The sequence below is a fragment of the Winogradskyella sediminis genome (genome assembly GCF_003387355.1).
GTDB lineage: Bacteria > Bacteroidota > Bacteroidia > Flavobacteriales > Flavobacteriaceae > Winogradskyella > Winogradskyella sediminis.
This window is the reverse complement of sequence record NZ_QUNH01000003.1, coordinates 140903-152894: the sequence shown is the minus strand read 5'-3', so window position 1 is coordinate 152894 and position 11992 is coordinate 140903. Positions and strand designations below refer to the sequence as shown.

At 33.4% G+C, this 11992-nt stretch carries 13 protein-coding genes; 5 read left to right on the top strand and 8 right to left on the bottom strand.

From position 1 onward, the window contains the following. Positions 1 to 12: 12 nt before the first annotated feature. From C8N41_RS13410 to C8N41_RS13395, 4 genes are all read right to left on the bottom strand, one after another. Positions 13 to 195 carry a hypothetical protein gene (locus tag C8N41_RS13410; protein WP_092443224.1) on the bottom strand — a complete coding sequence of 61 codons (183 nt, stop codon included), beginning with the start codon at positions 193 to 195 and terminating at the stop codon, positions 13 to 15. Further along, entirely contained in the window at positions 179 to 772 is a 594-nt protein-coding gene (locus tag C8N41_RS13405) for an RNA polymerase sigma factor (RefSeq protein ID WP_115839646.1), read from the bottom strand. Before C8N41_RS13405 ends, C8N41_RS13410 begins: the two co-directional genes overlap by 17 nt. An 81-nt stretch (positions 773 to 853) precedes the next feature. Further along, complete coding sequence (locus C8N41_RS13400; protein WP_115839645.1) at positions 854 to 1258, bottom strand: DUF2721 domain-containing protein; 405 nt, start codon at positions 1256 to 1258, stop codon at positions 854 to 856. Positions 1259 to 1353: 95 nt separating this feature from the next. Further along, positions 1354 to 1770, bottom strand: coding sequence for a MotA/TolQ/ExbB proton channel family protein (locus C8N41_RS13395; RefSeq protein WP_249033282.1), 417 nt, complete (start codon positions 1768 to 1770; stop codon positions 1354 to 1356). Between the two features lie 338 nt (positions 1771 to 2108). Here C8N41_RS13395 and C8N41_RS13390 point away from each other — a divergent pair, with 338 nt between their 5' ends. The 3 genes from C8N41_RS13390 to C8N41_RS13380 all read left to right on the top strand — a co-directional run bounded on the left by C8N41_RS13390 (position 2109) and on the right by C8N41_RS13380 (position 4396). After that, positions 2109 to 3035, top strand: a complete 927-nt coding sequence (locus C8N41_RS13390) for a sensor histidine kinase (protein ID WP_249033281.1) — start codon at positions 2109 to 2111, stop codon at positions 3033 to 3035. Beyond that, the gene (locus tag C8N41_RS13385; RefSeq protein ID WP_092443235.1) at positions 3028 to 3738 is read left to right on the top strand and encodes a LytR/AlgR family response regulator transcription factor; all 711 of its coding nucleotides are present in this window, start codon (positions 3028 to 3030) and stop codon (positions 3736 to 3738) included. Before C8N41_RS13390 ends, C8N41_RS13385 begins: the two co-directional genes overlap by 8 nt. A gap of 67 nt (positions 3739 to 3805) precedes the next feature. Next, on the top strand, positions 3806 to 4396 hold the full coding sequence (locus tag C8N41_RS13380) for a hypothetical protein (protein ID WP_092443237.1): 591 nt from the start codon (positions 3806 to 3808) through the stop codon (positions 4394 to 4396). 175 nt (positions 4397 to 4571) lie between these two features. Here the strand turns inward: C8N41_RS13380 and fabV are convergent, their stop codons facing one another. The 4 genes from fabV to C8N41_RS13360 form a co-directional block, all read right to left on the bottom strand. Continuing rightward, a complete protein-coding gene (gene fabV / locus C8N41_RS13375; RefSeq protein ID WP_115839642.1) occupies positions 4572 to 5762 on the bottom strand; it encodes an enoyl-ACP reductase FabV in 1191 nt (396 codons plus the stop codon). Between the two features lie 10 nt (positions 5763 to 5772). After that, entirely contained in the window at positions 5773 to 7173 is a 1401-nt protein-coding gene (gene lpdA / locus C8N41_RS13370) for a dihydrolipoyl dehydrogenase (RefSeq protein ID WP_115839641.1), read from the bottom strand. A 325-nt stretch (positions 7174 to 7498) separates the two neighbouring features. Continuing rightward, positions 7499 to 8269, bottom strand: a complete 771-nt coding sequence (locus C8N41_RS13365; RefSeq protein ID WP_115839640.1) for a LuxR C-terminal-related transcriptional regulator — start codon at positions 8267 to 8269, stop codon at positions 7499 to 7501. 168 nt (positions 8270 to 8437) lie between these two features. Beyond that, positions 8438 to 8896, bottom strand: a complete 459-nt coding sequence (locus C8N41_RS13360; protein WP_092443245.1) for an Lrp/AsnC family transcriptional regulator — start codon at positions 8894 to 8896, stop codon at positions 8438 to 8440. Between the two features lie 163 nt (positions 8897 to 9059). On the opposite strand from C8N41_RS13360, the gene C8N41_RS13355 reads away from it, so the two are divergent. Together C8N41_RS13355 and nhaC are read left to right on the top strand one after the other, a co-directional pair. Continuing rightward, positions 9060 to 10259: an aminotransferase class I/II-fold pyridoxal phosphate-dependent enzyme gene (locus C8N41_RS13355; protein WP_115839639.1), complete on the top strand. Its 1200-nt coding sequence runs from the start codon at positions 9060 to 9062 to the stop codon at positions 10257 to 10259. A gap of 150 nt (positions 10260 to 10409) precedes the next feature. Next, the gene (gene nhaC, locus C8N41_RS13350; RefSeq protein ID WP_115839638.1) at positions 10410 to 11879 is read left to right on the top strand and encodes a Na+/H+ antiporter NhaC; all 1470 of its coding nucleotides are present in this window, start codon (positions 10410 to 10412) and stop codon (positions 11877 to 11879) included. The last annotated feature ends 113 nt before the right edge of the window (positions 11880 to 11992 follow it).

Sequence of the window (11992 nt, the reverse complement as noted above, 5' to 3'; positions counted from 1 at the left end):
CATTAGAATTTATTATTTATTTTCTTTTTTTCTTTTACTCGTTACGCTATCAATGATATGACCAATATTATACGAAAACAATTCAGCCAGTTCCATAAAGAGTTTGGCTATAGCAATATCATGCATAACTTTCTCCTTTAATTCCGCAGGAACTTCCTTTAAAGGTTTATCTATTTGCTTAAATGGATTCTCCATCTTTCGTATAGTTTGTGTACTTCTGTACAAGTTTATCTTTTGCTCTTTTTAATCGCATTTTAACTGCGCTTTCTCCAATATCTAAAGCTTCAGCTAATTCTTTAATTGATAAATTATCTTGATATTTTAATAATAAAATCATCTTCTCTTCTGGGGAGATGAGATCCATAACCTTCTTAAGATATTCTACTCTCATGTTTTCAAACTCGTAAGTAGAATCGATATCCTCACCTATGTTCTCTATATCCACAACTTCAGAGCTAATAGATTTTTTTTCAAATTTCTTAGCCGTATTACGAGTCAAGTAATTTACACAATGGTTATAAGTAAATGCATATAACCAAGTGGAGAATTTAGATTTACCCTTAAAACTAGCTAATTTTACAAACACCCTTAAAAACACATCTTGAGTAAGATCTTTGGCTTCATCAACACCATTAGCAAAGCCATAGCATTTATTATATACCATGTTCGCAAATCTATCATACAGTACCTCAAACAACATAGTGTCATTAGTTTTTACGATAGCTTCTACGAGCTCTTCATCGGTTAGGCTATGAATAGCGTCTTTTGTCAAGGGATTTTTTGGTCGGTATTAAATTGGTTACTAGTTTTAAGACACCCAATCTTGAAATTGGTCACATAAAATTTAAAAAAATTATTTATTTAAATGATTTTCTATATCTCCTAAATGGTGTTGTAAGGCTTTGGCCGATATTTGTATTTCCCAAATTAAAAATAATAGCGACAGGATAAGAAGTAAAAGTCCTAATCCAAACGCCCACACTGCCACAATATGGTAGTCTATATAAATTAAAAACATTGTTATAACGCAAAATAACAAACTACTTATTCCTGCAATTTGCATATATCTGGTTAGCCTAATTCTTAATTTTAAATTTTTAATTTGTCTAAGGACAGCGGCATCTTGGTGCTTTAAATATTGATCACTAAGATTCCGAATTATGGCAGCATAGGCCAAAAATCGATTGGTATAGGCAAGCATAATTAAAGATATTGCCGAGAACAAAAGCGCTGGTGTAGTAAGAGTTAGTTCTTCCATAATCTATTTTTACAAAATTACAGAAATAAAACAGTAGATAATAAAAAAGCGAACTTTATAAAGTTCGCTTATGAGGTATCGTCTTTAAAAAAATGCTATTCCTTCCTTTCTGCAAGTAAGCACCATCGTAATAACAAGATGCCGATTCTAGCAATTACAAAAGAAAACAGCCCAAAAGTGGCTGTTAATAAAGAAACTTTAAGTCCACCCGCAAAAACAGACGGATCCGGATTTCCCATGGCTTCTACCGAATCAAATGCAGTGATTAAACCAATTACAGATCCTAAAAACCCTAAAACTAAACCTAATAAACTAGCGTCTACAGTGAGTCTTAGCATTTTTTCGGATTGTGATATGTTTTTTTTAAGGCTGATGAAACCTTTTATAAGAAAAAATACAGATAATAGAAGGCAAACTAAGATGAGAGACATAAAAAAAGGGCCTCCTTCATTAAAACGATCTGCAAATTGATTTGAAGTCATTAAAACATTAGACAATACTAATTCGTTCATAATTGATGATATTAAGTTAAACATACTTCAAACTTAAAATATAAGAGGCTTTAAAAATTATAATTGCGACGAACAACCAATTTAGCATCCGTTTAAACCAAATGCTAAAACCATTGTTAATATGGTCGTTCGTCTACAAACTGCTAATCCAGCTAAAAAATATAGTATTATTGTAAGGATTATTATAGAACATGCTTAACAAAAAATTCATATTAAAAAAAATTAGTCAAGGTCTGCTCCATATTTTATTTTGGTGTGCTGTACTCCTATTCTATACCTATTTTTTTGGAGTTGGAAGCCATAACTTTAATGATACTTTAGTGTATTCACTTTTTTTAATGCCCATAACAATTGCCTTAACCTATGTTTCTATTTACAAATTAATTCCTGATTACCTCATTACTAAACGCTACTTACGCTTTATTGTTTATAGCCTATACACCCTTATCATATCTACCTATTTAGTAATGGTTTCAATCTTCTTTAGTTTAATATATCTATCAGACTTTCAATATACTCATATGAATCCTATTACAAGAAACATTCTTTTTGTAATGACAGGTATTTTTCTCGTTACGTTTATTGTAAGTGCTTTTAGGTTGATGAAACTTAACATTATTGCTTCAAAGAAAACAAAAACTCTAGAAACAAAAATTCTTGAAACACAACTAAAATTAAAAGAGCAAGAATTGAAGTATCTTAAGATGCAGATTCATCCGCACTTTTTATTCAACACCTTAAATATGTTGTATGGTTTTGCTTTAAAAAAAGCAGACGAAACGCCAGAAATGATTTTAAAATTATCAAACTTACTAGATTACCTATTGTATCAGGTAGATAAACCACTGGTAAGTTTACAAAATGAAATTCATCATATTGAAGACTATATCACATTAGAGCAAATGCGTTTTAGCGATACTATTAATGTACAACTAACAAAAAGTATTAGTTCTGAATGCATAGAAATTGCACCAATGCTATTAATTCCTTTTGTAGAAAACAGTTTTAAACACGGAAGAATTTTAAATGGTAGCTTAACGATTACAATTCATATTGAAGCTAATACAAATAACATTCATTTTAAAATTAAAAACAGTTCTGTTAAAGATTATTCAAACTCTGCAAACGGCATTGGATTAGATAATATTAGAAAGCGATTAGAACTCGTATATCCAAATAAGCATCACCTTACCATCAATCAAAACGAAACCGATTATACAGTAGTCTTGTCAATAACTCCTCAATCTAAACTAAACCATGTCTAAGCTTATTTCTTGTATAATCGTTGACGATGAAGCTATAGCTAGAGAAATCATCACTTCTCACTTATCTAAAATTGAAAACATCAAAATTATATCGCAATGTAAAAATGCCATTGAAGCCTTCAATTTTATTAGTAATCATAATGTTGATTTAATCTTTTTAGATATTAATATGCCAGATATTTCTGGTATGGCCTTCGCTAAATCCATAAACAAAAACATCAAAATTATTTTTACCACAGCTTACAGAGATTATGCCGTTGAAGGTTTTGATCTACAAGCTGTCGATTACCTATTAAAACCCATTGCTTTTGAGCGTTTGCTAAAAGCCGTGAACCGTTATTTTGAAGTGGCTTCTACTAAAAATGAAAGTATATCCAAACCTTCAGAATTCAACGATTTCATTTTTGTACGTTCTAACCGTAAAATGCTTAAAGTAGAATTTGACGCTATTTTTTATATCGAAAGTTATAGCGATTATATTAAAATTCACCTCTTAGATCAAACAATTGTGACACGAGAAACCATCACTTCGATTGAAGCTAAACTACCAACATCTCGTTTTATAAGAATCCACAGATCGTATATAATTGCTTTAGAACACATACAGTCTTTTACAAATGAATATGTTACAGTTAATCGGAAAGCACTTTCCATTAGTCGAAGTTATAAGAAAGAAGTTTTGAAACGTCTAGAAAATTTTTAACTTTAAGAAAATAAAGGCCCTAATCTTAACGTTACAAAGTCACTGCTTTTGTATTGAAGAACGCTACATGAACGACTACCTACATAACACCATTCCGAATTTAAAACCTTTTAATTACGAACATCACCACGATGCCCTTTTTATAAATAAGCCTTGGGTTTTAGTCAATGGCATATCTAAAAAGAAATCTGTGTATACGTTTAAGGAAGATAATATTCTTGAGATTTCTAGAAAAAATAATGTAATTACCACATCTTGGAGTATTAATATTCAAAATGTTTTATCTATTGAAACCGAAGATGGTAAAATAACGGTAAGCGCATTTTTTAAGGATGATGATATACTGGTGTTAAACAATCAAAGCAAGGAGGAATTTGCAATGTACATCAATGCTACCAACTATGAAGACGATATTAATTCTGTAGAAGATATTCAGGCTTTCTTAAAGGATAAATACAAAAAGAAAGTGAGCACTATTATCTATGATCATGAATTCTACTATATTGAAAAATCCGAAGAATTTGGTCCGTTTAAAGTTGAAGTTTTAGCTGAAAAAGTAAATTCTGGTGAGATTAGCGCTTTTTGCTTTGTAAGAGATGTTAATGAGCACGATTATAGCAATCGTATGCGGATTGAAGATTTACTACACGAATTATAATACTTGTTTTTTATACAAATCATATTTGGCGAGTTCTATTTCTACAATGGCTTCCGAATGTTCCTGAGTGTCTTTTTTAAATCACAAATAGAAAATAAAAGAATGCCTTTTTCATTAGAACATAATTAGAACAAAAAAGCGAACTCAATAAGTTCGCTTTTTAAAACTATATGTTTTACGATTGTAACCCAGGAATTACGACCATTTCATCAACATCTTTATCATAATCGACACCTTCAACATCGAAACCAAATAGGTTGAAAAAATCTATTTTATAACCTTCTAAATCACCAATAGTTGGTAATGTTTCTGTGGTAGCCTCTTGCCATAGCTCTAACACTTTTGCTTGTACATCGTCTCGCATTTCCCAATCATCAACACGGATTCTACCTTGCTCATCTAATTGCAAATCTTCAGCATATAAGCGTTCGTTAAATAAACGTTCTATTTGCTCTATACAACCTTCATGAATTCCTTTTTCTTTCATTACTTTATATAGCAAAGAAATATATAACGGAATTACAGGAATTGCAGAACTTGCCTGCGTTACTAAAGCTTTATTTACTGACACATAACCTTTTCCGTTAATGTCTTTTAAGGATTCTGTAATTTTAAACGCCGTTGCCTCTAAATCGTCTTTAGCCCTACCAATGGTTCCTTTTCTATATACAGCTTCAGTTAACGAAGGGCCAATATAAGAATAAGCTACTGTTTTAAAATCTTTAGATAGAACGTTTTCCGACCTCAAAAGATCAATCCACATTTGCCAATCTTCACCTCCCATTACAGCAATAGTATTATCTATATCATCTCCAGAACATGGTTCAATTGAAATTTCTTTAACCTCACCTGTATGAAAATCTACCGTATTATTAGTAAAGGTATCACCAATCGGTTTTAAAACGGACTTGTAGCGCTTTCCTGTATTAGGGTGTGTTCTTACTGGAGAAGCCAAACTGTATACCAGCATATCAATCTCTCCTAAGTCTTCTTTAATCAACTTTAAAGTTTGATCCTTAATTTCATTTGAAAACGCATCTCCATTTATACTTTTGGCATATAAGCCATCTTTATGTGCCTGAGTTTCAAATGCAGCACTATTGTACCAACCTGGTGACGCCGGACGACCTTCTTTGGGTGGTTTTTCAAAAAACACACCAATGGTTGAGGCGTTAGAGCCATAAGCACTTGTAATTCTAGATGCCAAGCCAAAGCCTGTAGACGCACCTATGACTAAGACCTTTTTAGGACCATTAGTGGTCGGTTTTGATTTTATATACTCAATTTGCTTTAATACATTTTGTTCACAGCCTTTTGGGTGTGCTGTTAAACATATAAAGCCTCTCGTTTTTGGTTCTATTATCATTTGTTATGTTCTAAACGTGTAACGCTCTATCATCTGTGGCAGCTAAAGCGGCTTCTTTTACAGCTTCTGCAAATGTTGGGTGGGCATGAGACATGCGCGAAATATCTTCAGCAGATGCTCTAAATTCCATAGCAGTTACAGCCTCGGCAATTAAATCGGCACAGCGTGCACCTATCATATGTACTCCTAAAACTTCATCGGTTGCCTTATCGGCTAAGATTTTTACAAAACCATCTGTATCACCACTTGCTCTAGCTCTACCTAAGGCTCTAAATGGAAATTGCCCCACTTTATAAGCCGTACCTGCTTCTTTTAATTCTTCTTCCGTTTTACCAACCGCAGCAACTTCTGGCCATGTGTACACTACACCTGGAATTAAGTTGTAATCAATATGTGGTTTTTGTCCTGCTAAAGTTTCAGCAACAAATACTCCTTCTTCTTCTGCCTTATGCGCTAACATTGCTCCTTTTACTACATCACCTATCGCATAAATATTAGAGACATTAGTTTGTAAGTGTTCATTCACTTCCACTTGTCCTCTATCTGTCATTTTTACACCTGCAGCATCAAGGTTTAATCCGTCTGTATAAGGACGACGCCCTACAGAAACAAGACAATAGTCCCCTTTAAACTCTACTACTTCGCCTTTCTTGTTTTCTGCTTTTACAATTACCTCATCTCCATTGCGCTCTACCGATTGCACTTTGTGAGATAACATCATCTTACATTTCGCTTTCTTAAAGACTTTATTTAGCTCTTTAGATAAGCCTGCATCCATGGTTGGTAAGATTCGATCCATATATTCGATAACCGTAACCTCAGCACCTAAACGACGATACACTTGTCCTAACTCTAAACCAATGACTCCACCTCCAATGATAATCATGTGTTTTGGAATTTCTTTTAGTTTTAATGCTTCCGTAGAGGTTATAATACGTTCTTTATCTAAAGTAATAAATGGTAATGTAGAAGGTTTAGAACCTGTAGCAATGATAATATTTTTAGCTTCAATTTCTTGAGCATCTTTACCATCAATTGTTATATGAGTTGCATCTTTAAAAGACCCAAGTCCTTCAAAAACATCGATGTTATTCTTTTTCATTAAGAAATCAACACCACCCGTAGTTTGGTCTACAACAGCTTGCTTACGAGCAATCATTTTTTCTAAATTCACTTTGATATCTCCAGGGATTTCAATGCCGTGATCTTCAAAATGTTTAGTGGCTTCTTCGTAATGATGTGAAGAACTTAATAAAGCTTTACTTGGAATACAACCTACATTTAAGCACGTTCCTCCAAGTGTAGCATATTTTTCAATAATGGCTGTTTTCATGCCTAATTGTGCACAACGGATTGCTGCTACATAACCTCCAGGTCCAGAACCAATTATTGCTACATCGTATGATTTCATAAAGAATAGTATTTATCTGATTAAATATAATGCCAACAAAAGTACAATTTTGATTAATGATTTGCGAATTTTAAACTCATTATTGAAATCTATAATGTATTGCTTTTATTCTCGGTCTTGTAAGTTCCTTTATAAGTTAAGAATCTTACCGAATTTACATATTAAGAACACCGTTTTTGTAGAAGTTGATGTTGCATAAAATAGTCCAAACTTTAGATTATTTTAAATAATAGAAAGAATGGACGTATTTCCCCTTGATTTATAGCATAACAAAGTTGCAGATTTTTATAGTACCGAACAATACTCAATTTAAGTATTCTTACACCTAAAGCCAGTGTTGATTCATTTTTAACATCCCAACTAATTCACCAGTTGATGAGATATTGAGCTTTCTTAAAATATTTCTGCGGTGTGTGTCTACCGTATGAGAACTAATACTTAGTGTTCTCGAGATTTCTTTACTAGATTTATTTAAAACCAGTAACCTAATCACATCGCGTTCTCGATTACTAATACCATCATTCAATAATTTTTGAGAGAAATTACTAAAGAATAAGGTTTCGTATTCGTTGTTGGTGTTTAATAATTTTGCTGAGGCCGTAATATCCATTTTAATATTGGGATCTAAAACCGTGTAATGCGCTAATCCGATGATTGGTTTGCTCTCTGAGTCAAAGACTAGAGGTGTTGTATTTTGAATGATATTAACATAGACTTCATCGCTATTTCGCATTCTAAAATTCCAAGTGTAATTAGCATCTTTTCGTTTGTTTTTAGGAATTTCCGCTAGTGTAAATTCCATTAAACTATTTAATGCATTTAACCAAGCATCAACATCGTCTGGGTGAATTCTGCTCCACAAAGATCGCATTCCATGTACTTTTAGCTCATTAGCATCTAATCCTAAGCATGAGGTGTAGTTTTTACTAATGTATTCAAAGGTTAAATCTTGCGTATTAGTTACACAAAAAAACGTAGAACTGTATGGCAAGTATTCATCGAGCTCTATAATTTTTTTAATATGCTCTTTTAGAAATGGTTTGTCGTAAGATTTAAAAATAAACTTATATAAGTCCTTGATCTCGGTGTATTTCATAGCTTAAATTTAGAAAAATTATAGAAACAGCATCTCTATTCTTTTAACAAATTTAATTCTAAACCCAATTCAAAACACCTAACTTCCAGATTTTAAGCACTTTTGCCTTAAAACCTTATACCATTTGTATGTTACAATTTCGTCAATAACTATGACAGAATCACTATTTTACACTGAAATGGCCGTCGTATATTTTACTTCATTAATCATAAACATACTGTGTGTACTGCCAATATGATTGATTTTTGTTAATTTTTCAACCATAAATTCTCTGAAGGCTTTCATGTCTTTTACCAATACTTTGAGTAAGTAATCGTAATCACCACTAAGATGATAACATTCTAACACTTCATGGAGTTGTTTTACTTCACGCTCAAACCGTACGACATAATCTTGCGAATGTTGCACCAATTTTACATGACAAAACGCCACAAAATCCTTCTCTACTTTGCTTTTATCCACAAGTGCAACATACTGTTTTATAAGGCCGCTTTTTTCTAACTTTTTAATACGTTCATACACTGCGGTCACAGATAAATTAAGTTGATGCGATAGCGCTTTATTGGTTTGCTTACTATCTGTTTGTAATAATTTAAGGAGTTCGCGGTCTATGGCATCAAACATCATACTTATATTTTTTCGTGATTAGTTATAAAATAACCAAATTTAAAGATTATAAAACTACCATAATCAATTTATATAGTTAAAAATTCCATATATATTAAAGTATATTGATTAATTATCTAAATATAGCGACTTTTGAATATCTTAATCTTTAAATAAAACTATTATGGCATTTAAACCAGCAAATCATATTCAAGATTTACAGTACTTTGGTGAATTCGGAGGTGTGAATCCATCCATCTCAGATTCCTCTACCTATACTTTTTTATCCGCAAAAACCATGTTCGACACCTTTGAAGGTAACGCAGATGGTTGTTATTTATATTCGCGTCATTCGTCACCTTCTAATTTATATTTAGGAGAAGCCTTAGCTGCTATGGAAGGTACGGAAACCGCTACAGTAACTGCTTCTGGCATGGGAGCCATTACACCTGTAATTTTACAACATTGCAATGCTGGCGACCATGTAGTGAGCAGCCGCACCATCTATGGTGGTACTTACGCATTTTTAAAAAACTTTACTCCTCGGTTAGGTATTAACACTTCCTTTGTAAACATTACAAAGCTCGAAAGCGTTGAAGCCGCCATTACACCAAACACCAAAATATTGTTCTGTGAATCTGTGAGCAACCCTTTATTAGAAGTCGCTGATATTAAGTGTTTAGCTGCCATTGCAAAAAAACATGACCTAAAACTGGTGGTCGATAACACCTTTTCTCCCTTATCGATATCTCCAACTACGTTAGGTGCTGATATTGTAATTCACAGTCTTACTAAGTTTATTAATGGCTCTTCGGACACCGTTGGCGGAGTGGTTTGTGGTTCTCAAGAGCTCATCGATGACCTTAGAAATGTGAATAGCGGAGCTGCCATGTTATTAGGTGCTACAATGGATAGTATGCGTTCAGCTTCTGTATTAAAAAATTTGAGAACACTGCATATTAGAATGATGCAACACAGCTACAACGCCAACTATTTAGCTGAAAAATTTGAGAATGACGGTTTAAAAACGGTTTATCCTGGCTTAGCTTCTCACCCATCACATCAATTGTTTACTTCTATGATGAATAACAAATACGGTTATGGTGGCATGTTAACTATTGATGTCGGTTCTTTAAACAAAGCCAATGCTTTAATGGAATTAATGCAAGAACGCAACTTAGGCTATTTGGCAGTAAGTTTAGGTTTTTACAAAACCCTATTTAGTGCACCAGGAAGCTCTACTTCTTCTGAAATCCCAGAAGAAGAACAAGAAGCCATGGGATTAAGCGATGGATTAATTCGGTTTTCTATTGGTTTAGATGCCGATATTGAACGTACTTATAAAATGATGAATTCTTGCATGAAAGAATTGGGGATTCTTTAAGCTAAAAAAATAACTTTACTTAATTAAGGGTGAGATTCTTAAAGCACTTTAGGCATCTTACCCTTATCTTTTGCAACACCATTGCAGATATACATTCCATTTGCAAATGATTTAACAAAATCGTAACATTACGGAACTAAACTGACTAAAATGCAAGAAAACGACCACTTAAGTGACATTAAAACAGAAAATCAAACTATTATAGACAATAAAGAACTTAGTTTTTTTGAAGCACTTATACCTGTCGTCATTCTTATCTCTTTATTAGCCATTAACATCTTTATTATTGAGGATCAAGAATGGTTTGGCGCATACACCAATCAAATTATATTAATAATTGGTGGTGGCATAGCAGCTGCTGTAGGTTTATTTAATAAAGTAACATTTCCTACCATGCTTAAAGAAGTATGGGAAAACCTTAAAAGTGTTTTTGTTCCTATTATGATTTTATTTTTAGTCGGCGCCTTAGCTGGCACATGGTTAGTCAGTGGAGTCATTCCTGCTATGGTCTATTATGGTTTACAAGTATTAAGTCCTGAAATATTCTTACCCGCTTCCGTCATTATCGCAGCTATTATCTCTATTGCCACTGGCAGTTCTTGGACTACCTCGGCGACCGTTGGTATTGCTCTTGTGGGTATCGGAACCGCTTTAGGAATACATCCTGGTATGATTGCCGGAGCCGTCATTTCTGGTGCTTACTTCGGAGATAAAATGTCGCCTTTAAGTGATACCACCAACCTTGCACCTGCTATGGCTGGTACAGATTTGTTTACCCACATTAAATACATGTCTATTACTACAGTGCCTACAATTATAATTACTTTAGTTGTTTTTGCAGTCATCAGTCTTAATATTGATACCTCTGGTACTGCAGATGTGAGCAACCTACTTTCCTCTATAGATGATACATTTCATATTTCGCCATGGTTATTTGCCGTTCCTGTTGCTGTAGTAGCCTTAATATTACTAAAAACAAAACCTTTATTAGCTTTGGTTTCGGGTATTGTCTTAGCCATTATTTTTGCCTTCCTATTTCAAGGAGCCATTTTAGATAGTTTGGCAGATTCTAGAGTATCGGCAATTGTGCGTTCTATTTTTACAGATACAGCGATTGTAACGGACAATGAAAAATTAAACGACTTATTCTCTGCAGGTGGTATGGAAGGTATGCTTTGGACCATCTTTTTAATTATCTGTGCAATGGTGTTTGGTGGTATTATGGATGGCATCGGAGCACTTGCCAGAATCACCAAAGCGTTATTATCCGTTGCCACGTCGGTCTTTGGCTTATTTGCAAGTACAGTGGCCAGTTGTATCGGTTTAAACATTGTAGCTTCAGATCAATATTTGGCCATAGTTATTCCTGGTAAAATGTTTAAGCAAGCCTATGAAGACAAAGGCTTAGCTCCTCAGAATTTAAGTAGAACTTTAGAAGATTCCGGAACCGTAACCTCTGTTCTTATCCCTTGGAATACTTGTGGTGCTTACCAAAGTGGTGTTTTAGGAGTTGGTGTTGGCGAATATATATTCTACGCCGTATTTAACTGGTTAAGCCCGTTTACCACTTTATTATTTGCGGCTTTAAATCTTAAAATTAAGATGCTAAAAAATAAATAGTTTTTATTTATTACAATCAAAAATTACCATAGTCAAAATCAATCGACATATAAAAAATTAAAATTTGCATACCGTGGTAATTCGCTAATGAAAAGTATCTTTGTGGTCGAAAA